Source organism: Pantoea sp. VS1 (assembly GCF_002207995.1).
Classification (GTDB): Bacteria; Pseudomonadota; Gammaproteobacteria; order Enterobacterales; family Enterobacteriaceae; genus Pantoea; species Pantoea dispersa.
The window spans coordinates 92,009-113,052 of the sequence record NZ_NHZE01000004.1 but is presented as its reverse complement, the minus strand read 5'-3'; the positions used below and the strand labels follow the sequence as shown (position 1 = coordinate 113,052).

The window sequence follows — 21,044 nt, the reverse complement described above, 5'->3', positions numbered from 1 at the left end:
CAGTTAATTCGTCATGACACGATTAGGCACAGCAGATTATTTTCCATAATGCCGCAAACCTGGTCGCATCCCGCGGTATTCATCGCTGGCATCTGAATATCTGTGTGAATGTCATAAGTGTGCGTTATGGCGCTAGATCGTCCTGGGCATTTTCAGTAGGTTATAAAGACTTTGTTACATAGTGCATTTCGCTCATAAAAAGCTGAAACAGCGTTTCGGCTTTTAAGCATGTGCCCCTTACAGAACCTCATCCTTTAATCATGGAAAGGAAACAGTATGTTAATTGGGATACCCAAAGAGCGGTTAGCCAATGAGTCCCGCGTCGCAGCGACGCCAAAGACCGTTGAGCAGCTCATCAAGCTGGGATTCAGCGTCACCGTTGAGCAGGGCGCCGGGTTGCGCGCCAGCTTTGATGATGACAGTTTTATCGCCGCCGGTGCCAGCATCAGTCATCCGCAGGATGTCTGGCAGTCCGACATCGTGCTGAAGGTGAACGCGCCAGACGACAGCGAGATCGCCCTGATGCGCGCGGGCAGCACGCTGGTGAGCTTTATCTGGCCAGCGCAGAACCCGGCGCTGCTGGAGAAATTAGCCGCACGCAACATCACCGTGATGGCGATGGATTCCGTACCGCGTATTTCGCGCGCGCAGTCGCTCGATGCGCTCAGCTCGATGGCGAACATCGCCGGTTATCGGGCCATTGTGGAAGCAGCCCATGAGTTTGGCCGCTTCTTCACCGGGCAAATCACCGCTGCCGGTAAAGTGCCACCGGCCAAAGTGATGGTCATCGGGGCTGGCGTGGCCGGTCTGGCGGCGATTGGCGCGGCGGGCAGCCTCGGCGCTATCGTGCGCGCCTTCGACACCCGTCCGGAAGTGAAGGAGCAGGTGCAGAGTATGGGCGCCGAGTTCCTTGAACTCGATTTTGAAGAGGAAGCGGGCAGCGGTGACGGTTACGCCAAAGTGATGTCCGAGGCCTTTATCAAGGCGGAGATGGCGCTGTTCGCGGCGCAGGCGCAGGAAGTGGACATTATCGTCACCACCGCGCTGATCCCGGGCAAACCGGCACCGAAGCTGATCACCGCAGAGATGGTGGCCAGCATGAAGCCGGGCAGCGTGATTGTTGATCTCGCGGCAGCCACCGGCGGTAACTGCGATCTGACCGTCGCCGACCGCGTCACGCTGAGCGACAACGGCGTCAAAATCATCGGCTACACCGATCTGCCGAGCCGGCTGCCAACGCAGTCCTCGCAGCTGTACGGCACCAACCTGGTGAACCTGCTGAAGCTGCTGTGTAAAGAGAAAAACGGCGAGATCGTGGTTGATTTTGACGATGTCGTGGTGCGCGGCGTCACGGTAATTCGTGACGGAGAAGTGACCTGGCCTGCGCCACCGATTCAGGTCTCTGCTGCGCCACAGGCCGCAAAACCTGCCGCACAGCCGCAGGTGAAAACGGCAGAGAAGCCCGCTGCGCCGTGGCGCAAATATCTGCTGCTGGCGCTGGCGGTAGTGCTGTTCGGCTGCCTGGCCAACGTCGCGCCGGCGGAATTCCTGTCGCACTTTACCGTGTTCGCGCTTGCCTGCGTCGTCGGGTATTACGTGGTGTGGAACGTCAGTCACGCGCTGCATACGCCGTTAATGTCCGTCACCAACGCCATCTCCGGCATTATTGTGGTGGGCGCGGTGCTGCAGATGGGCCATGGCGGCTGGGTCACCTTCCTGGCGTTTATCGCCGTCCTGATTGCCAGCATTAATATCTTCGGTGGTTTCACCGTCACCCAGCGCATGCTGAAAATGTTTCGTAAGAATTAAGGGGTAACAACATGTCTGGCGGATTAGTGACTGCAGCATACATTGTTGCCGCAATTCTGTTTATTTTCAGCCTGGCCGGGCTCTCGAAGCATGAGACCTCAAAGCAGGGCAATATTTTTGGTATCAGCGGCATGGCGCTGGCGCTGCTCGCCACCATTTTTGGTCCGCACAGCGGCCACGTGGCGTGGATTCTGCTGGCGATGGTGATCGGCGGTGCGATTGGCGTGCGTCTGGCGAAGAAAGTCGAAATGACCGAAATGCCGGAGCTGGTGGCGATTTTGCACAGCTTTGTCGGTCTGGCGGCGGTGCTGGTCGGGTTCAACAGCTACCTTGACCACGCGCCAGGACTGTCGGCAGTGATGGAAAATATCCATCTGACCGAAGTGTTCCTCGGCATCTTTATCGGCGCGGTGACCTTCACCGGTTCGGTGGTGGCATTTGGCAAACTGCGCGGCAAGATCTCCTCAAAAGCGCTGATGCTGCCGCATCGCCATAAAATGAACCTGGCGGCGCTGGTGGTCTCATTCCTGCTGATGCTGTGGTTTGTGCGTACCGACAGCACCGCTGCACAGGTCGTTGCGCTGCTCCTTATGACGGTGATTGCGCTGGTGTTCGGCTGGCATCTGGTGGCGTCGATTGGCGGTGCGGATATGCCGGTGGTGGTCTCGATGCTCAACTCCTATTCGGGCTGGGCGGCGGCGGCGGCGGGCTTTATGCTGAGCAACGACCTGCTGATCGTCACCGGTGCGCTGGTGGGCTCTTCCGGTGCCATCCTGTCGTACATTATGTGTAAAGCGATGAACCGTTCCTTTATCAGCGTGATTGCCGGCGGGTTCGGCACTGACGTGAGCGGTGCCGACGCGGGCGAAGAGGCGGGTGAACACCGTGAAATCAGCGCGGAAGAGACGGCAGAACTGCTGAAAAACTCGACCTCGGTGATCATCACGCCGGGCTACGGTATGGCGGTCGCCCAGGCGCAGTATCCGGTGGCAGAGATCACCGAGAAGCTGCGCGCGCGCGGTATTAAGGTGCGTTTCGGTATTCACCCGGTAGCCGGTCGTTTGCCGGGGCACATGAACGTGCTGCTGGCGGAAGCCAAAGTGCCGTACGATGTGGTGCTGGAGATGGATGAGATCAACGATGATTTCAGCGATACCGATACCGTGCTGGTTATCGGTGCCAACGACACCGTCAACCCAGCGGCCCAGGACGATCCGCGCAGCCCGATTGCCGGTATGCCGGTGCTGGAAGTGTGGAAAGCGCAAAACGTCATCGTGTTCAAACGCTCGATGAACACCGGCTATGCCGGGGTGCAGAACCCGCTGTTCTTTAAAGAGAACACCCAGATGCTGTTTGGCGATGCCAAAGCCAGCGTCGAAGGCATTCTGCGCGCGCTGTAGGAAAAGAAAAGGGCGGTGATGTCACCGCCCTGACAAGCTCAAACCGGGGCGGCACAGGATGGCCGCCCTGCGTTATTTAATCCTCTTCATCTTCCTCATCGTCGAGGTCAATCGGCGATTTGAAATCATCCGGCTTAATCGCCAGCAAATCACAGCGCAGGTGATCGATCACCTGTTCAGCGGTATTGCCGAGAAACGCAGCTGACAGACCGGTACGACCGATGGTGCCCAGCACCACAATCCCGGCGTCGAGATGCGACGCTATATCCGGGATGACTTCTTCCGGCAGGCCCTTCGCTACGTGGGTAAACTCCTCGCCGATGGAAAATTTCTGGCGCAGTGCTTTCATCGCCACCAGGTGCTGGCCGCGAATGGCATCGTTATAGACGCTGGGATCAAAATCCGGCAGTTCGATGGCAATGTTGATTGGCGTGACCGGATAAGCGCCCACCAGATGCACCTCGGTGTGGTTCACCATTTCAGCCAGCTGCGTGGTCTCGCGGATCAGTTTTTGATTAAGCTCATCATGATGCGGTTCCTCGCTGGCGAGGTTTACCGCCACCACCGCTTTGCCGCCCTCCGGCCACGGCTGGTCTTTTACCATCCATACCGGGCACGGGCACTTACGCAGCAGGTGCCAGTCGGTGGGGGTAAAAATCACCGCTTCCAGACGATCGTGCTGGTGTGCCATCTTCAGGACCAAATCATGCTGATGCGCCAGCACTTCCTGAATGATGGCTTCGTACGGCCGGTTATGCCACACCACTTTAATCTCGATATCCACGCCGGCTTCCAGATAGGCCTGCGCCTGTTCGCGGATCCATTCGGTACGCTGGCTAATCACCCCTTTGCGCATGTTGACGCGCTCGTCGGGCGACAGCAGGGTGGTCATTTCGTAGGAGAAGTCGTAGATAGGCAGGAAGGCTTTGATTTTTCCGCCGATACGTTGATTGAGATACACCGCACGCCGCAGCGCCGGCTGGTCGTCCTGCTGAGCATCAATCGCCACCAGAATATGCTGATACCGGGACATAAGGCACTCTCCTCAAACCAAAGCGAAGTTGGATTAAAGATAGCCTAAGATGGCGCAGGGCAGAAGCGGAAAAGTTGTTGCCGGATCAATAAAATAACATTTATCGACCCGGCGGGCGGTTATGCTGCCTGATCGGTCTGGCCGGCCAGTTCAGCCAGCAGCGCATGGTTTTCGATGGTGATATATTTGCCTTTCACCGCCAGCATGCCGCTTTTCTGGAAACGTCCCAGCAGACGACTGATGGTTTCGACGGTGAGACCCAGATAGTTACCGATGTCGCCGCGCGTCATGGTCAGGCGGAATTCACGCTGTGAGAAACCGCGCTGGCCGAAGCGACGCGACAGGTTCCAGATAAACGCCGCCAGACGCTCTTCCGCGTTCTTCTTCGATAACAGCAGGATCATATCCTGATCGCCTTTGATCTCGCCGCTCATCAGACGCATCATCTGCTGACGCAGCGCCGGCATTTTACCGGACAGATCGTCGAGGGTTTCAAACGGAATTTCACACACCATGGCCGTTTCCAGCGCCTGAGCGAAGCTTGGATGATGCGCGCTGACGATGGCGTCAAAGCCCACCAGATCGCCCGCCAGATGGAAACCGGTGATCTGTTCATCACCCTGTTCGGTAATGGTGTAACTTTTGATGGTGCCGGAGCGGATAGCATAAAGGGATTTCAGTTCATCACCGGCTTTGAACAGCGTCTGGCCTTTCTGAATCGGCTTTTTGCGTTCAATAATATTGTCCAGCTGATCCAGTTCATGTTCGTTCAGCGTGAAGGGAATACACAACTGGCTGATACTGCAATCCTGACAGTGGATGGCACAACCGCCAGACTGAATACGTCGAATGCTGCGTTTTTCCGGGATCATATAGGTACGCTCGATGATTATTGACTGTCGTCAATTTTAACATTTTTCTTTGTCATGTGAACTCATCCGAGCAGTAATAATGATCAAAACCGCACAAATGCTGGGTATTCGCGGCTTTGATGTCTGCAAATTACCAGCCGGTTTTTGATCTGGAACGTTTTCTTTCCATATTTACATCCGGACACAACCTGATCCTGCGCAGAAAGTGACGGATGTGATAGCCGATAACCTTTGCTACTATTTTGCTTTCGGGTGGCATGTTGCGCCCGATTCACCACCAGGCGTGAGGAAAACACCATGAACCTTGATGATGAAGACCTTTTCCGCGATGCCATGGGTGATGTAACCCCGTTAAAAGATTGCGCCAACACCCAGTGGCTGCGCGCGCCGTCTACCAAAGCGCCGCGCCAGCAGCCGCATGACGACGCACCGGAAAACTTCCTGACGCGCGGCTTCCTTGAGATTATCCCGCGCGACACGCCGCTGGAATATAAAGCCGATGGCATTCAGCAGGGCGTGCTCGATAAGCTGCGGCTGGGCAAATATACGCTGGACGCCAGTCTTAATCTGTTGCGCCAGCCGGTGGAGACCTGCCGGCAATCGCTGTTCAGCTTTATGCTGGAAGCGCGCAAACAGGGCCTGCGCAATCTGCTGATTATTCATGGTAAAGGGCGGGATGATGAAGCGCACGCCAATATTGTCCGCAGCTACGTGGCACGCTGGCTGCGACAATTTGACGACGTTCAGACCTTCTGCAGCGCGCAACCGCAGCACGGTGGCAGCGGTGCAGTTTATGTCGGGCTGCGCAAAACCGATCGCGCGCGCCTCGACAATCGCGAACGCCACGCCAAACGCAGCCGTTAACTGTGAAATTTGCGGATGGTGGCCATCAGCACTTCCGCGCTTAGCGAGAGAGAGTGGCCGCTGCGGGTAATAATGCCCACCGGCTCGCCGGGGCCGGGCGATGCGATGGGCAGTGCGCTGAGCGCATTGTGACTTAAATCTTCCTTCACCGCGCCGGATGGCACAAACCACACATAGTCATAACGCAGCGCCAGCTGGCGGGCCAGCGAGGTGGACGAGGTTTCGACACAGTTGCCCGGCAGCGAGCAGCCTTGTTCATCCAGCATGTGCTGGGCAATGCGGCGCGGCGCGGTGCCTTCAGGCGAAATCACTACCGGCCACTGCATGGCGCGGGAAAGTGTGACGTTGTCACTTAACAGCGGGTGCTCCGGTCGTACCACCAGCTTGAGCGATTCGAGAAACAGCAATTCGTAGGTCAGGCCGGTCATCATTTCGCTGTCCGCCATACGGCCAATGCCAATATCAAACTCCCCGGCGCGCAGGCCAGCCAGCAGCACATTATTGTGCAGCGTGGCCACCTGTACCGTGGTGTTCGGCTGCTGTTCGTGGAAGCGATCCAGGATCTGCGGCAGCATCCCCATGGCGGCGGTGGTGAGGGCGCCAAGGCGGATCACGATCGGGCGTCCGGAAACCGGCGAGTTGAAACTTTGTCCGGCGTGGTTAAGCGCATCCAGTACTTTCACCGCGTGGGTCAGGAACTGTTCTCCCAGTGTCGTCAGCTGAGCACCGAGGCGACCGCGCTCAAACAGACGGGCGCCCGCCAGTTCCTCCAGCTCATTGAGCGTTTTAGACAGCGCCGGCTGACTCAGATTCAGGGTTTCCGCCGCGCGGCCCAGCGTGCCCTGTTGCGCGACTGCCACAAAGGTGTGTAAATGGCGCAGACGAATGCGCTGATTAAAGAGATGATTTTTGTCCATAAACGCCAGCGTAATGAGTCAGAGCGGTCAGCGGCAAGTGGCTGACCGAGATTCTGTTAACTTACCTGCAAAATTATATTAACAAAAACGGTCAGCGTGAGAAGTTTTAGTAAGTGGCTGTATTGGTTAGTTTTATAAATAACCGGGCGTCCGGGCGCGTTTCTGCATTCAGCGTTATCAGTAGCTTAGCGGGAAAAATATTGAATAATTCTCAATTTCACTTAAAAATCCTGCCCGTTATTGTTAACGATGCGCTATCATAAGCGCCGTTTTTTTTACCAAAACTGATGACCTATTCGTGATAATCCTGCAGGAGTGGTACCGTGACCAGCGCTGAAGCCATTGACGTCCGCCAGCTCATCAACCAGAGCGCGTTAAGCAGCTGGCAGAAGCGTTTAATTGCGCTGTGCTTTGTCGTGGTGGCGCTGGATGGCATGGATATCGCGCTAATGGGCTTTATCGCGCCGACGCTGAAAGCCAGCTGGGGCGTGACCAATCATCAGTTGGGGATGGTGATCAGCGCGGCGCTGATTGGCCTGGCGCTGGGTGCCATGGTGGCTGGACCGCTGGCCGATCGCTACGGCCGCCGCGTGATGATTCTGCTCAGCGTGCTGTTTTTTGGCCTCTGGACGCTGGCGACCGCCATGGCGCAAAACATCGAACAGATGATGCTGTTCCGTTTCCTCACCGGTCTGGGGCTGGGAGCGGCGATGCCCAATGTCGGCACGCTGGTGGCTGAATACGCGCCCGAGCGGCGTCGCTCGTTTATTATCACCGTGGTGTTCTGCGGCTTCACCTTTGGCGCGGCCTCCGGCGGTTTTGCCGCCTCGTGGCTGCTGCCGCGCTATGACTGGCATTCGGTGATGCTGATGGGCGGCGTGCTGCCGCTGCTGGTGCTGCCGTTTCTGCTGCGCGGCCTGCCGGAGTCGGTGCGCTTTCTCATCAGCCAGCGCGCGCCCGCTGCGCGCATTCACGCTATTCTGGCGCGCATGCTGCCGGGCAGCGTCCGGCCTGACAGCCATTTTCAAAGCAGTGAACCGCTGGCCGCGCGCCACGGTGCAGTGGCCACCGTCGTCTCACCCCGCTATCTGTTTGGCAGCCTGATGCTGTGGGGCGGCTACTTTATGGGGCTGTTTCTGGTCTACCTGATCGGCAGCTGGCTGCCATCGCTGATTAACACACTGGGCATGTCTGTCACCGAAGCGGCTATCGTCACCGCCATGTATCAGGCGGGCGGCACCGTTGGCTCACTGTTTGCCGGCTGGCTGATGGACCGCATCAACGCCAATCTGGCGCTGGCCATTATTTACTTTTGCGGCGGCATCGCCATCGTGGCGCTCGGGTTTTCCCCGGCGCAGGTCGGGTTGATGAGCGCCATCGCCTTCTGCAGCGGCTTCTGTTTTAACGGTGCCAACACCGGTATGAATGCACTCTCGGCCAGTTACTATCCCACCCATGCCCGCGCGACCGGCTCCAGCTGGATGCATGGCGTCGGCCGCATCGGCGCGATCATCAGCGCCTTCGTCGGCGCTGAGCTGCTGTCTCTCGGCTGGGCGTTTAGCCAGATCTTTCTGCTGCTGGCGTTGCCGGCGGCGCTGACCACGCTGATGCTGGTACTTAAATGCCGCTTTGGTGACCAGCCGCGCGCCACCGAGTGACAGGGCGATCACAGTTCCGCGAAAATGTTACCCGCCGCTAAAGGGTTGATCTACAGTAGCAGCAACCCTTTAGCCCAAGGTGATGACCATGGATAACTTTCTCACCCGCGATGCCATCCGCACGCTGTTCTCTCAGGCCATGTCGGCCATGTACCAGCAGGAGGTGCCGCAGTATGGCACCCTGACGCAGCTGGTTACCGCCGTTAACGAACGCACCTTAGAAGCGCAGCCGGCGCTGAAAAACCGTCTGGCCGCTGCCGATGAGCTGAGCCGCCTCGGCGTGGAGCGTCACGGTGCCATTCGCGTCGGCACTGCCGCAGAGCTCAGCACGCTGCGGCAGATGTTTGCCGTGATGGGGATGGAGCCGGTGGGCTATTACGATCTGTCACAGGCGGGCGTGCCGGTGCACTCTACTGCCTTTCGCCCGGTCAGCGACAGCGCGCTGCGGCGCAATCCATTCCGCGTTTTCACCTCGCTGCTGCGGCTGGAGCTGATCGACGATGCCGCCCTGCGCGACAAAGCCGCGGCTATTCTGGCGGCGCGCGACATCTTCACGCCTGGCTGCCGGGCACTGATCGCGCAGCATCAGCAGCAGGGCGGTCTCAATGCTGCCGATGCCGCCCGCTTTGTTCAGGAGGCGCTGGAAACCTTTCGCTGGCATGCGCACACCACGGTGGACAGCGCCACCTACCGCGCGCTGAGCCAGCAGCATCGCCTGATTGCCGACGTCGTGTGCTTCCGCGGCTGCCACATCAATCACCTGACGCCACGTACGCTGGATATCGATCGCGTGCAGGCGCTGATGCCTTCGCGCGGCATCGAACCGAAAATCCTGATTGAAGGGCCGCCGCCGCGCGCGGTGCCGATTCTGCTGCGCCAGACCAGCTTCAAAGCGCTGGAAGAGGCGGTGCATTTTAATGATGGCACGCCGGGCACCCATACCGCGCGCTTTGGTGAAATTGAGCAGCGCGGCGCGGCACTTACGCCTAAAGGCCGCGCGCTGTACGACCGGCTGCTGGCACAGGCCGGTACCGGCAGCGATAACCAGCAGCATCAGCAGCACCTCAGCGCGGTGTTTCGTGATTTTCCTGATGATGAACAGACGCTGCGCGAGCAGGAGCTGGCGTGGTTCCGCTACCGTCTGACGCCGCAGGGCGAGCATCAGCCGCCGCGCGCCGGGGAAACCGTGGCGCAGCTGCTGGCCGCCGGACGTTTACAGGCGGAACCGATTGTCTACGAAGATTTTCTGCCGGTGAGCGCGGCCGGGATTTTCCAGTCTAATCTGGGCAACCAGACTCAGGCACGCAGCGCCGGCAATGCCAGTCGTGCCGATTTTGAAGCCGCGCTCGGTGCCGCCGTGCAGGATGAGATGGTGCTGTATCAGCAGACGCAACAGCGCAGTCTGGCGCGCTGCGGCGTGCAGGAGTAGGGCGTAAAAAATCGGCCTGAAAAGTGACAGGATCACTTTTACAGGCCGGCTGGTTTTCTTTCTAATGATTATTGCAGGCGTGCGTCGCGCACCAGCGTATATTTTCCGGCACCCAGGAACAGGATGGCCAGCGCGCCCAGCAGGTAAAGCGCTTCCGTTTCCAGCGACCAGGCGCCGACATCGGTGCGATGCCAGAGTGCGCCCATTTTCACCAGCAGCGTTGCGACTACCATGTTAACGGCAATGATAAAGGCCGCCGGGCGCGTCAGCAGGCCAACGATGACCATGATGGGTGCCACAATTTCCCCGATGTAAGCACCGTAAGCGATGAAACCTGGCATGCCTTTGACACTGAGCAGATGGGCGATCCAGCCGACGCCATGAATCGCCTTAAACTCGCCATGAAACAGCAATAGCCCGCCGAAGGTTAAGCGTAACAGCAATTTACCGAAATCCGGGTGATCGCTCATCCGGGTGAACAGCTGATTGATGCCAGCAAACATCGCGTCTCTCCGTCACGCCAGGTTAACTTGCAACCATAAAACAGAATGCGCCGCTGCAGTTAACCAAAAAATTTGATGAAGTTGTTCAATGAATCGGTCGCTTATTCGGCTTAATCTGCAAATGCTTGCAGAACATAGACATTCCACTGAGGCCTGCAAATAATGGAATCAGGCTTTACCAGGAACCCGCAATGAAAAATGAACGACGTCTGAGGATCATGACGGCAGAAGGTGAACTCAGAGGCCTGATGGATGATGAACTGTTTACCTTTAAAGGAATACCTTATGCAGCGCCGCCGGTTGGCGCACTGCGCTGGCGTCCGCCGCAGCCGGTGGTACCGTGGCAAACGCTGCGCGATGCCACCGCGTGGGGCGATGCCAGCTGGCAAAATCGTGACTACTGTGTGGCGGCTGGCGGCGGCGATCCGGGCCGCTTCAGCGAAGATTGCCTCTATCTCAATGTCTGGACGCCGGATGTCGAACCCGCTACGCCGTTACCGGTGATGGTATGGCTGCACGGCGGCGGCTTCAGCATCGGCGCCGGCAGCCTTGATCCCTATCGCGGCAAAGCGCTGGCAGCGCAGGGCGTGGTGGTGGTGACACTCAATTACCGCCTTGGCCATTTCGGCTTTTTTGCGCATCCGGCGCTCGACGCCCAGTATCCGCCGGGCAAGGTGGTCAATAATTTTGCGCTGCTGGATCAGATTGCCGCGCTGCAGTGGATTCAGCGTAACATCCCGGCATTTGGCGGCGATCGCCATAACGTCACGCTGTTTGGCGAATCGTCCGGCGCGCGCAGCGTATTGTCGCTGTGCTGCTCGCCGCTGGCCGAAGGGCTGTTCCATAAGGGCATCGTGCAAAGTGCCTACAGCCTGCCGGACGTGCCGCATAAGCAGGCGCAGCAAACCGGCCTGCAGGTGGCAGCGCATTTCAATCTGGCCGCGGATGCCAGTGCGGAGCAGCTGCGCGCACTGCCGGCCGACAGTTTCTGGCCGCTGGAGCGACCGCTGGCGCTGGGGCCGGTGGCCATCAGCGGCGATGCGGTGCTACCCAGACCGATGCTCGACACCTTTATGGCGGGTAAACAGCATCGCGTGCCATTGATGATTGGCAGCAACAGCGATGAAGCCAGCGTGCTGGACTACTTCGGCGTGGATGCCCGCAGCGTGTTACAACAACTGCGCAGCAAAAGTCGCCTGAGTTATCGCCTGCTGAAGTGGCTGTACGATATCCATGATGACAGCCTGCTGGGGCGCGCGGTGGCGCGCGACATGGCGTTTACCGTCATGCCGCTGCTGGTGGCACAGTCACAGCACAGCATCGGCATGCCTGCGTGGCGTTACTGGTTTGATTATGTGTCAGAAAACGCGCGTCATATTTACCCGCACGGCACCTGGCACGGCAACGAAATTCCTTATGTCTTCAATACGCTCGCGACGCTGCCGCCGCCGGGTGACTGGCATTACAGCGCCAGCGATATCGCCTTTGCCGGCCGCGTCAGCGCCTGGTGGGTGGCCTTTGCACGGGATGCCAGTGAGTTCAGCCATCGGCTGCGGCTCGACGGGGAACCCGACTGGCCGGTATGGCGGCCGGGTGAAGATTTGACTCTCGCCTTTGGCCACGACGGTAAAGCGGAATCGGTGCTGAAGGCGCGATTTATGCGCGGCCGTCTGCGTCTGTTTCGCCTGATGATGCGCAGCCACGTTAAACTTTAATAAGCCTGCTAATCATGTAAAAACATCAATGTTTTTTTAAGGCAAATTGGCCGCTATCTGCCTGATTTTACGACCGCTCAGCCGCTCCGCGCGGCACCTCATCCTGCAATTAATTAGCTTACAAAACATTTATCTTTTCCCGGTTCGCTGCCGATAAATACCCTAAGCCCTGTTTTATCCGGGCTGCCAGCGTTCACACCAGGGGATTATGTATGGGTATGTTAAAAAACTTCACGATTCGCGCCGTTATGCTGACCATTCTCGGGCTTTTCTGCCTGTTATGGTGTGGCGTAGGGCTGTTCAGCGTCCACTCGCTGAATGCGCTCGGCGAGGGTAACGAGATTGATCGTCAGCTGGTAAACCAGATGACGGCGCTCAGCAAAGGCAACGATCAATATTTCCGCGTGGTCACGCGTCTGTCGCGGGTAATGGAAGGCCGCACCGCCGGTAACGCGCCGACCGCAGAAGCGTTCGCGCCGGTGCAGCAGGCACTGGATAACATGAAACAGCAGTTAACCCAGTTCAAAGCCATGGCGCCGGGGCCGATGGACAGCGAGACGGCGAACAATGTGATCAGCAGCTGGCAGAAACTGCTGGATGAGGGTATCGCACCGCAGGTGGCGCTGGCGCAGCAGGCTTCACTGGATGCATGGCGCGCGCAGGCCAACAATGTCACGCCGCCGCTGAGCCGGGCGTTTGGTGCCAGCGCAGAAGCGTTTAATCAGGCCGCCAGCAGCAAGCTGGATGAGACCCGCGTGACCGTGGACACGCTTACCAGCATGACCAAAGTGATTATTGTGTCGGCGGTGGTGTTCGGCTTATTGATTCTGCTGTTCACTGACCGTTACCTGGTGACGATGCTGGTGAAACCGCTGGATCGCATCCGTAACCATTTTACCGTGATTGCGCAGGGCGATCTCAGCCAGCCGGTGGAAGAATTTGGCCGCAACTGCGTCGGCAAACTGGTGCCACTGCTGCGGGCGATGCAGGACAGCCTGCGTGAAGCAGTCAGCGCCATCCGCAGCGGCACGGAGAACATCTACCGCGGCGCGGCAGAAATTTCAGCCGGCAATAACGATCTTTCATCGCGCACCGAAGAGCAGGCGGCCGCGCTGGAACAGACCGCAGCCAGCATGGAGCAACTGACCGCCACGGTGAAATTCAACGCCGACAACGCACGTCAGGCCAGCGCGCTGGCGGAGACCGCCACCGGTACCGCGCAGCAGGGCGGCCGTCTGGTTGGCGAAGTGGTGACCACCATGCAGGGCATTTCCGGTAGTTCGAAAAAGATTGCCGAGATCACCAGCGTGATCAATGGCATCGCTTTCCAGACCAACATCCTGGCGCTCAACGCGGCAGTCGAAGCGGCGCGTGCCGGTGAGCAGGGGCGCGGCTTTGCCGTGGTGGCCAGCGAAGTGCGCAACCTGGCGCAACGCAGCGCCGGCGCCGCAAAAGAGATCGCCACGCTGATTGAAGATTCGGTGTCACGCGTTGAAAAGGGCTCGGAGCTGGTCAGCAGCGCTGGCAGCACCATGCATGACATTCTGAAGTCGGTGCAGGATGTGAATGAGATCATGAAGCACATCGCTGACGCGTCGGAAGAGCAGAGCAAAGGGATTTCGCAGGTCGGTACCGCCGTCACCGAAATGGACAGCGTCACCCAGCAGAACGCGTCGCTGGTGGAGCAGGTGTCGGCGGCGGCCAGCGCGCTGGAGCGTCAGACCGAAGAGCTACAGGCGTCGGTGGCGAAGTTCCGTCTGTCTGACAGCGCGCCGCGCGCGCAGGCCGTAGCATCCGCTGCCGCGCCTGCGCTGCGCCGGCCGGTGTTATCTGCCGCCGCAGGCGCTCAGGGTAAACCCGCCAGCAGTGAAGAGTGGGTTTCATTCTGAGGCTGACACAACCAAGCCACCAGCTGCGGCAAAAACGGTGGCGCATCTTTTTCCGCCCGCTGTAACAGGCTGTAGCTCGCCCCGGTTGCCACACTCGCGGCAAACGGGGCGATTAACCGCCCATTGACCAAATCATTCTCCACCAGCGTAATATCCGCCACCGTCACGCCAAATCCCTGAATCGCCGCGCTGATCGCCAAATCCATGGTGGCGAAGTGCTGATTGCGCGCCATCGGCAGCTGCTCCGCCTGGGCGGACAGCCACAGCTGCCAGTCGCGCGTATCGCCGGTCGGATGCAGGAAGGTGAATCTGGCCAGTTCGCTGACATGGCGCGGCGCCGGCACGCTGCTGGCCAGCACCGGCGTCAGGCGCTCGGCAAACAGCGGAATGGCACCGGCAGGCGGCGTGCCGAATACAATTGCCGCATCAAAGTTTTCCAGCTGCGACGCATGATCGAGCGTGGTGGTCAGCGCCACGTGAATGTCTGGCCGCTGCTGCTCCAGCGCCACCAGACGCGGCACCAGCCAGCGCATGGCGCAGGTCGGGGCTTTCAGCCGAATCGAGGCGTTGCTGCGGCTGGCTTTCTCAGTGGCATTGACCAGCAGATTGAATCCCTGCTGCAGCTCCGGCAGCAGCGCCGCGCCCTGAGCGGTGAGATGCAGACCGCGCGCGTGGCGTTCAAACAGGGCAAATCCCAGCCAGCTCTCCAGCGCCGCAATTTTGCGGCTCACCGCGCCCTGAGTGATGCACAGTTCGCTGGCGGCGCGCGTCAGGTTGAGATGACGGGCGGTGACCAGAAAGGCATGAATGGCGTTGAGCGGCAGAGCAGAGCGGGACATAACGGCCTCAAGCTATGATTTTTTATCATGGCTATTATGACAACAATTCGCTTGTCGACTCAAGCGTCGCGCCGTTGAATAGAAATCTACTTACGATACGTGGTTATGCAACCTGTGGAGCAATGATGACCCTGAACAGCAGCGTGAAGCTCTCCTCCAAACAGCCGGACGTCGGCACCACCATTTTTAGCGTGATCGGCCAGCTGTCCGCACAGCACCAGGCCGTTAATCTCTCTCAGGGCGCACCCAATTTCCCGTGTGACCCGCAGCTGGTTGAGCTGGTCAGCCAGGCGATGCGCGACGGCCATAATCAGTACGCCGCGATGACTGGTTTACCGGCGCTGCGTGAAGCGCTGGCGGAGAAGGTGCACCGCCTGTATGGCCAGCAGTACGATGCCGCCAGCGAAGTCCTGATCACCGGCAGTGCCAGTCAGGGCATCTACATGGCGATTTCGGCGCTGGTGCATCCGGGTGATGAAGTGATCTTCTTTGAGCCAGCCTTTGACAGCTACGCGCCGGTGGTGCGGTTACAGGGCGCGACGCCGATCGGCCTCAAGCTGCAGGTGCCGGATTTTGCGATTGACTGGGACGAATTGCGTGCCGCGATCACGCCGCGTACGCGCATGATTATCATCAATACGCCCCATAACCCGAGCGGACAGGTGCTGAATGCCGCCGATCTCGACCAGCTGGCGGCCCTGACGCGTAATACCGACATCGTGGTGTTGTCTGATGAAGTCTATGAACACATCGTGTTTGACGGCCAGACGCACTGCGGCATGGCCACGCACGCGGAACTGGCACAGCGCAGCGTGGTGGTGTCCTCCTTCGGCAAAACCTTCCACGTCACCGGCTGGCGCGTCGGCTATGCGCTGGCGCCTGCTGCGCTGATGGCGGAGATCGTCAAGGTGCATCAGTTCATGATGTACGCCGCCGATACGCCGATGCAGGTTGGCTTCGCGCAGTATCTGCAGAACCCGCAAAACTATCTGCAGCTGTCGTCGTTTTATCAGGCGAAGCGCGACCGGCTGCAGACGCTGCTGCAGGATTCACCGTTCAGGCTGTTACCGAGCGCCGGTTCGTTCTTTATGTTGGCCAGCTACGGACATTTCAGTGACGAAAGCGACAGTGAAATGGTAAAACGTCTCATCGTCGATCACGGTGTGGCTACCATTCCGCTGTCGGCGTTTTATATGGATGGCACTGACAATAAATTAATCCGCCTTTCTTTTGCTAAAGACGACGCAACGCTCGAAGCCGGCGCGCAGGCGCTGTGCCGGGTTAAAGGGTAATTAGGGGAAAATAATGAAAAAACTAAACGCACTGTTTATCGCACTGGGCATGATCACCTCCGTGCAGGCGCTGGCGCAGGAGAGCCTGCGCTACGGTCTGGAATCACAATATCCGCCGTTTGAAAGCCGCAACGCGCAGGGCGAGCTGGAGGGTTTTGACATCGAACTGGGCAAAGCCATCTGCCAGGTCGGCCATTTTGACTGCAAATGGGTTGAGAGCAGCTTTGATGCGCTGATCCCGGCGCTGCAGGCGAAAAAATTTGATGCGATTAACTCGGCGATGAACATCACCGAGGCGCGGGCGAAAAGTATCGACTTCACCAACCCGATCTACCGCATCCCTACCATGCTGATTGTGAAGCAGGGCGAGAAACTCGAGCCGACGGCGGCGTCGCTGAAAGGAAAAAACATCGGCGTGCTGCAGGGCTCGATCCAGGAAACCTACGCTAAAAAGCACTGGGAATCCCAGGGCGTGACGGTGACGTCGTATCAGGATCAGAACCAGGTGTACAACGACATGGTCGCTGGCCGTCTTGACGGTACGCTGGTGATGTCCGCCGCCGGTCAGTCTGGTTTCCTCGATAAGCCGCAGGGCAAAGGTTTCGCCTTCGCCGGTAAGCCGGTGGAAGACGACACCATTCTCGGTTCCGGCATTGGTTTCGGTCTGCGCAAAGGCGATAGCAAGCTGAAAGGGGAACTGGATGCGGCCATCGCCAAAGTCCAGGCCGACGGCACCGTCACTAAACTGGCGGCGAAATTCTTCCCGGGCATTGACGTCAGCGTCAGCAAATAAGCGGGTGTCAGCCTGACCGGCAGTCGCCGGTCAGGCAGTTTCAACATTTCTCTGCAACCGCGCTTATCGGGCAGCCAGATAACACAGCGCTTCCGCCACCTGATACGACTTCACAAATGACGGGATCGGCAGGAATTCAAAGCGCGAATGGAAATTGTGCGCGCCGGTGAAGAAATTCGGCGTCAGTAACCCTTTGGCCGACAGCGCAGACCCATCTGTGCCGCCGCGCATCGGAATCACTTTAGGTTCCACGCCCACCTGCTGCAGCGCAGCAAAAATCAGATCGATTGCCCGCCGGTCCTCACCTATCGCGTTACTGATGTTGCTATAGATATCATTGATTTTCAGCGCGACGTGACCAGTCGGATAGTGCGCGGCGATCTGATCGGCGACTTCCACCAGCTGCTGCTTCTTCGCATCAAAACCCTTCAAATCGAAATCGCGAATCGACGCTTTCAATACCGCCTGGCTGGCATTGGCCTGCATATCATTGAACCAGATATAACCTTCGCGCCCGGCGGTATGCTCAGGCGTGGCAAGCCGGTCGAAGCGGGCGATGAAGTCGTGCGCCATCAGCAGCGGATTCACCAGCACGCCTTTGCCCGACATGGGATGCGCCGGCACGCCGGTGAAGGTAATTTCAGCGGAGGCGCCGTTGAAGCACTCATACACCACTTCGCCCAGCTCGCAGCAGTCGATGGTCCAGGCGAAATCGACGTTAAAGCGCGTCTCCAGGTCGAGCGCCTTGGCGCCGCGCAGGCCGATCTCTTCATCCGGCACAAACGCCACCACCACATCACCGTGCTCGCCACGCAGGTTCTCCACCAGCGTCATCACCACGCTGACTGCCGCTTTGTTATCGGCCCCCAGCACGCTGGTGCCGTCGCTGAACACAATCTCCTGACCGACATACGGCAGGATTTCCGGATGCTCCGCCACCCGCAGCCAGATGTCCTGCTGCGCATTCAGACACAGATCTGCGCCCTCAAAGCACAGGGTTTGCGGATGGATATCCGGTGATAGCCCGACATCGACGGTATCAATATGGGTGATAAAGCCCACGCGCGGCGCGCCAGGCCGGTTACCTGGTTTCACGGCGGTCACCGTGGCATGCTGATCAATCACCACATCCTGCAGACCGAGATCGCGCAACTCCTGCGCCAGCAGTTCCGCCATGGCATGTTGCGACGGCGTACTGGGCAGCGTGCTGGATTTGGCATCGCTCTGGCTGGAGACCGCCAGATAACGGTAAAAACGCTGGGTCAGCTGACGGGCAAGTTGGTCTGTCATCACAATTCCTTATTAGCTTTGCGCCACTGGAGATACGCCAGACGGCTAAATCATGTTATTTATGAAATAAATACCGATGCTGGCTCATGGAAGTCAATAAAATGCGAGAAGACGATGAAAAAGATGATAGGAAAACTGGCGCTTAGCGCACTGGGGTTAGCGGTTGCAGGCGGCGTCTCGGCGAAGACGCTGGTTTACTGTTCTGAAGGCTCGCCGGAAAACTTCAATCCGCAGCTCTACACCTCCGGTACCAGCGTGGACGCCAGCGCCGTGCCGATTTTTAACCGCCTGGTGGATTTCAAACCGGGCACCACCGAGCTGGTGCCCAGCCTGGCGGAGCGCTGGGAGATCAGCCCGGACGGCAAGGTGTATACCTTCCATCTGCGCAAAGGGGTTAAGTTCCAGAGCAATAAACTGTTTACGCCGTCGCGCGATCTCAACGCCGATGACGTGATCTTCTCGTTTATGCGCCAGCTGGATACGAAAAACCCGTATCACACCGTTTCGGGCGGTAACTATGCCAACTTTGAAAGCCTCGAGCTGGCAAAACTGATCACCCGTATCGATAAGGTGGATGATCTGACAGTGCGGATTACGCTGGCCCATGCCGAAGCGCCGTTTCTCGCCGATCTGGCGTGGTATTTCGCCTCGATTCACTCGGCGGAATATGCCGACCAGATGCTGAAAGCCGGTACGCCAGAGAAAGTGGACATGCAGCCGATTGGCACCGGACCGTTTGAGCTGGTGCAGTATCAAAAAGATTCCCGCATTCTCTACAAAGCCTTCCCGCAGTACTGGCAGGGCAAAGCCAAAATCGATCGGCTGGTGTTTTCCATTACCCCGGACGCCTCGGTGCGCTATGCCAAACTGGAGAAAAACGAGTGCCAGGTAATGCCGTTCCCTAATCCGGCCGATCTCGACAACATGCGCCACAACCCGAACATCACGCTGGAACAGAAATCTGGCCTCAACACCGGTTTCCTGTCGTTCAACACCACCAAAGCCCCGCTGGATAACGTGAAAGTGCGCCAGGCGCTGGCGATGGCCATCAATAAGCAGGCGATCATTGATGCCATCTTCAAAGGTACCGGCACGGTGGCGAAAAATATTCTGCCGCCGGATGTGTGGAGTGCAGATAAAGATCTGCAGGATTACGCCTACGATCCGCAACAGGCCAAAGCGTTGCTGCAGCAGGCCGGCATTCAGCCGGGCACCGAAATTTCGCTGTGGGCGATGCCGGTCCAGCGGCCGTATAACCCCAACGCCCGCCGCATGGCTGAGATGATTCAGGCCGACTGGGCAAAAGTGGGCATCAAAGCCAACATCGTCAGCTATGAGTGGGGCGAATACCTGAAGCGCGTCAAGGGCGGCGAGCATCAGGCGGCGCTGATGGGCTGGACCACCGCCACCGGCGATCCGGATAACTTCTTCGGGCCATTGTACAGCTGCACCTCGGCGAACGGCGGCTCCAACTCGTCCAAATGGTGCTATGCGCCGTTTGAGAAAATCATCACCGAGGCGCGCGCCGAGCAAAATCACGACAAGCGCGTGGCGCTGTACCGCGAGGCGCAGCAGATGATGCATGACCAGATGCCGGCGGTAATGATTGCGCACTCAACGATTTTCGAGCCGGTGCGTAAATCGGTCAGCGGCTACCAGGTGGATCCGTTCGGCAAGCACATCTTCTATCCGGTGGATATCACGCCTTAATCGCAGCGGACAGCGCGCTGAGCTGCTGTTGCAGAAAGGTCAGAAACAGAGTCAGGGCGGCGCTGCGGGGTCGCCCTGACTGCGTCTGCAGCTGCAGCGTACGCTGGCTTAGCTGATCGATATTGACCGCGCGCATCACCAGACCCTGCTGCTGCGCTTCCTCCGCCAGGGTAAAACTGCTGCAAATGGTCACCGCCAGCGGCGTGCGCAGTAAAAAATGGAACAGGGTGGAGAAGTTGTCGCAGGTCAGCACCGGTTCAATCAGGTGACCACTCATGTGGCTGGCCAGCTCAAACAGCTGGCGTACCGTGGTGTTTTGCTGCGGTAGCGCCAGCGGATAGTGGCTGAGATCGGCCAGCGCCACCTGCGGCACGCCCGCCAGCGGATGGCTGTCATGCATCACCAGCAGCACCGGCGCCGGCCATGAGCCCACCACCTCAACCGCACGTTCCGCGTGCAGGCTGAACTGCAATGCCACATCGCACTCGCCGCTGCGCAACAGTTCAGCCACGCCCTGTGCGCTCGCCACCCGGACGTCAAACAGCACGCCGGGATGATCGCGGCGAAAGGCGGCAATCAGCCGGGGCAGCAGGGTAAACGCCAGCCCGTCGGTACAGGCGACACGAATCAGCGTGCGCCGCACCGCCTTCAGGCCTTTGATCTCCGCCAGCGCATACTCCATATCCAGCAGATTTTTGCGCACGTGATGGGCAAAAATCTCGCCGGCCTCGGTCAGCACCATGCCGCGCGCATGACGGGCAAACAGCGTCACGCCCAGCTGCTGCTCCAGCCGCTGAATCTGGCGGCTGATGGCAGAGACCGCCACAAACAGCTGGGCGCTGGCCGCGCTGAGCGAACCGCAATCGGCTACCGCGAGAAAATAACGCATTTCCGTGCTTAACATGCCATGGCCTCCGTCTGTGCCTGCCTCGAAATCGGGCAACGCAGCTTTGCTTTAAAGGCAAATCTTACTCGATAAATTGATAATTGTGGCAAAGCTGCCTTTCCGCAAAGATGAAAAAACAGCAGAC

General features: G+C 58.6%; 17 protein-coding genes. 10 read left to right on the top strand and 7 right to left on the bottom strand.

Translation table 11 applies throughout. The features are described from left to right. The first annotated feature begins 276 nt into the window (after window positions 1-276). Entirely contained in the window at window positions 277-1,809 is a 1,533-nt protein-coding gene (pntA, locus tag CBW22_RS01150) for a Re/Si-specific NAD(P)(+) transhydrogenase subunit alpha (RefSeq protein WP_088515813.1), read from the top strand. Window positions 1,810-1,820: 11 nt separating this feature from the next. Beyond that, a complete protein-coding gene (pntB, locus tag CBW22_RS01145; protein ID WP_088515812.1) occupies window positions 1,821-3,209 on the top strand; it encodes a Re/Si-specific NAD(P)(+) transhydrogenase subunit beta in 1,389 nt (462 codons plus the stop codon). Window positions 3,210-3,285: 76 nt separating this feature from the next. Here pntB and uspE read toward each other — a convergent pair whose 3' ends face one another. Further along, the gene (gene uspE / locus CBW22_RS01140; RefSeq protein ID WP_058769760.1) at window positions 3,286-4,242 is read right to left on the bottom strand and encodes a universal stress protein UspE; all 957 of its coding nucleotides are present in this window, start codon (window positions 4,240-4,242) and stop codon (window positions 3,286-3,288) included. A gap of 119 nt (window positions 4,243-4,361) precedes the next feature. Then, window positions 4,362-5,114, bottom strand: a complete 753-nt coding sequence (locus tag CBW22_RS01135) for an FNR family transcription factor (RefSeq protein WP_031279133.1) — start codon at window positions 5,112-5,114, stop codon at window positions 4,362-4,364. A gap of 297 nt (window positions 5,115-5,411) precedes the next feature. Between CBW22_RS01135 and smrA the strand changes: the two genes are divergently transcribed. Further along, complete coding sequence (gene smrA, locus CBW22_RS01130; RefSeq protein WP_021506105.1) at window positions 5,412-5,978, top strand: DNA endonuclease SmrA; 567 nt, start codon at window positions 5,412-5,414, stop codon at window positions 5,976-5,978. Here smrA and CBW22_RS01125 read toward each other — a convergent pair. Continuing rightward, complete coding sequence (locus CBW22_RS01125; protein ID WP_021506104.1) at window positions 5,975-6,895, bottom strand: LysR substrate-binding domain-containing protein; 921 nt, start codon at window positions 6,893-6,895, stop codon at window positions 5,975-5,977. The genes smrA and CBW22_RS01125 overlap by 4 nt on opposite strands. A 323-nt stretch (window positions 6,896-7,218) precedes the next feature. On the opposite strand from CBW22_RS01125, the gene CBW22_RS01120 reads away from it, so the two are divergent. Next, window positions 7,219-8,553: an MFS transporter gene (locus tag CBW22_RS01120; RefSeq protein ID WP_021506103.1), complete on the top strand. Its 1,335-nt coding sequence runs from the start codon at window positions 7,219-7,221 to the stop codon at window positions 8,551-8,553. Window positions 8,554-8,641: 88 nt separating this feature from the next. Continuing rightward, the gene (gene hglS / locus CBW22_RS01115) at window positions 8,642-9,982 is read left to right on the top strand and encodes a 2-oxoadipate dioxygenase/decarboxylase HglS (RefSeq protein WP_021506102.1); all 1,341 of its coding nucleotides are present in this window, start codon (window positions 8,642-8,644) and stop codon (window positions 9,980-9,982) included. 68 nt (window positions 9,983-10,050) lie between these two features. On the opposite strand, the gene CBW22_RS01110 is transcribed toward hglS, so the two are convergent. Continuing rightward, on the bottom strand, window positions 10,051-10,485 hold the full coding sequence (locus CBW22_RS01110) for a DoxX family protein (protein WP_058769762.1): 435 nt from the start codon (window positions 10,483-10,485) through the stop codon (window positions 10,051-10,053). Window positions 10,486-10,676: 191 nt separating this feature from the next. Between CBW22_RS01110 and CBW22_RS01105 the strand changes: the two genes are divergently transcribed. Both CBW22_RS01105 and CBW22_RS01100 read left to right on the top strand, forming a co-directional pair. Then, window positions 10,677-12,200: a carboxylesterase/lipase family protein gene (locus CBW22_RS01105; RefSeq protein ID WP_088515811.1), complete on the top strand. Its 1,524-nt coding sequence runs from the start codon at window positions 10,677-10,679 to the stop codon at window positions 12,198-12,200. Between the two features lie 212 nt (window positions 12,201-12,412). Next, window positions 12,413-14,089: a methyl-accepting chemotaxis protein gene (locus CBW22_RS01100; protein ID WP_088515810.1), complete on the top strand. Its 1,677-nt coding sequence runs from the start codon at window positions 12,413-12,415 to the stop codon at window positions 14,087-14,089. Here the strand turns inward: CBW22_RS01100 and CBW22_RS01095 are convergent. Continuing rightward, window positions 14,047-14,928, bottom strand: coding sequence for a LysR substrate-binding domain-containing protein (locus CBW22_RS01095; RefSeq protein WP_088515809.1), 882 nt, complete (start codon window positions 14,926-14,928; stop codon window positions 14,047-14,049). The two genes, CBW22_RS01100 and CBW22_RS01095, sit on opposite strands and share 43 nt — an antisense overlap. Before the next feature lie 125 nt (window positions 14,929-15,053). Between CBW22_RS01095 and CBW22_RS01090 the strand changes: the two genes are divergently transcribed. Together CBW22_RS01090 and CBW22_RS01085 are read left to right on the top strand one after the other, a co-directional pair. Next, window positions 15,054-16,220 (top strand): methionine aminotransferase, encoded by a 1,167-nt coding sequence (locus CBW22_RS01090; RefSeq protein WP_059008773.1) that lies wholly within the window; start codon window positions 15,054-15,056, stop codon window positions 16,218-16,220. Window positions 16,221-16,233: 13 nt separating this feature from the next. Beyond that, a complete protein-coding gene (locus tag CBW22_RS01085; protein ID WP_021506096.1) occupies window positions 16,234-17,013 on the top strand; it encodes a transporter substrate-binding domain-containing protein in 780 nt (259 codons plus the stop codon). A gap of 63 nt (window positions 17,014-17,076) precedes the next feature. Here the strand turns inward: CBW22_RS01085 and pepT are convergent, their stop codons facing one another. After that, window positions 17,077-18,303 carry a peptidase T gene (gene pepT, locus CBW22_RS01080; protein ID WP_088515808.1) on the bottom strand — a complete coding sequence of 409 codons (1,227 nt, stop codon included), beginning with the start codon at window positions 18,301-18,303 and terminating at the stop codon, window positions 17,077-17,079. A gap of 114 nt (window positions 18,304-18,417) precedes the next feature. Here pepT and CBW22_RS01075 point away from each other — a divergent pair, with 114 nt between their 5' ends. Further along, complete coding sequence (locus CBW22_RS01075) at window positions 18,418-20,013, top strand: ABC transporter substrate-binding protein (protein ID WP_058758514.1); 1,596 nt, start codon at window positions 18,418-18,420, stop codon at window positions 20,011-20,013. On the opposite strand, the gene CBW22_RS01070 is transcribed toward CBW22_RS01075, so the two are convergent. Next, window positions 20,003-20,917, bottom strand: a complete 915-nt coding sequence (locus CBW22_RS01070) for a LysR family transcriptional regulator (RefSeq protein ID WP_021506093.1) — start codon at window positions 20,915-20,917, stop codon at window positions 20,003-20,005. The genes CBW22_RS01075 and CBW22_RS01070 overlap by 11 nt on opposite strands. Window positions 20,918-21,044 lie beyond the last annotated feature (127 nt).

Bases quoted from the DNA above. Each gene is read 5' to 3' on its own strand.
- CBW22_RS01135 (WP_031279133.1), bottom strand. From the start codon at position 5,114: ATGATCCCGGAAAAACGCAGCATTCGACGTATTCAGTCTGGCGGTTGT.
- CBW22_RS01070 (WP_021506093.1), bottom strand. From the start codon at position 20,917: ATGTTAAGCACGGAAATGCGTTATTTTCTCGCGGTAGCCGATTGCGGT.
- CBW22_RS01090 (WP_059008773.1), top strand. From the start codon at position 15,054: ATGACCCTGAACAGCAGCGTGAAGCTCTCCTCCAAACAGCCGGACGTC.
- CBW22_RS01100 (WP_088515810.1), top strand. From the start codon at position 12,413: ATGGGTATGTTAAAAAACTTCACGATTCGCGCCGTTATGCTGACCATT.
- CBW22_RS01085 (WP_021506096.1), top strand. From the start codon at position 16,234: ATGAAAAAACTAAACGCACTGTTTATCGCACTGGGCATGATCACCTCC.
- CBW22_RS01105 (WP_088515811.1), top strand. From the start codon at position 10,677: ATGAAAAATGAACGACGTCTGAGGATCATGACGGCAGAAGGTGAACTC.
- CBW22_RS01125 (WP_021506104.1), bottom strand. From the start codon at position 6,895: ATGGACAAAAATCATCTCTTTAATCAGCGCATTCGTCTGCGCCATTTA.
- CBW22_RS01075 (WP_058758514.1), top strand. From the start codon at position 18,418: ATGAAAAAGATGATAGGAAAACTGGCGCTTAGCGCACTGGGGTTAGCG.
- pntB (WP_088515812.1), top strand. From the start codon at position 1,821: ATGTCTGGCGGATTAGTGACTGCAGCATACATTGTTGCCGCAATTCTG.
- hglS (WP_021506102.1), top strand. From the start codon at position 8,642: ATGGATAACTTTCTCACCCGCGATGCCATCCGCACGCTGTTCTCTCAG.
- uspE (WP_058769760.1), bottom strand. From the start codon at position 4,242: ATGTCCCGGTATCAGCATATTCTGGTGGCGATTGATGCTCAGCAGGAC.
- CBW22_RS01095 (WP_088515809.1), bottom strand. From the start codon at position 14,928: ATGTCCCGCTCTGCTCTGCCGCTCAACGCCATTCATGCCTTTCTGGTC.
- pntA (WP_088515813.1), top strand. From the start codon at position 277: ATGTTAATTGGGATACCCAAAGAGCGGTTAGCCAATGAGTCCCGCGTC.
- pepT (WP_088515808.1), bottom strand. From the start codon at position 18,303: ATGACAGACCAACTTGCCCGTCAGCTGACCCAGCGTTTTTACCGTTAT.
- CBW22_RS01110 (WP_058769762.1), bottom strand. From the start codon at position 10,485: ATGTTTGCTGGCATCAATCAGCTGTTCACCCGGATGAGCGATCACCCG.
- smrA (WP_021506105.1), top strand. From the start codon at position 5,412: ATGAACCTTGATGATGAAGACCTTTTCCGCGATGCCATGGGTGATGTA.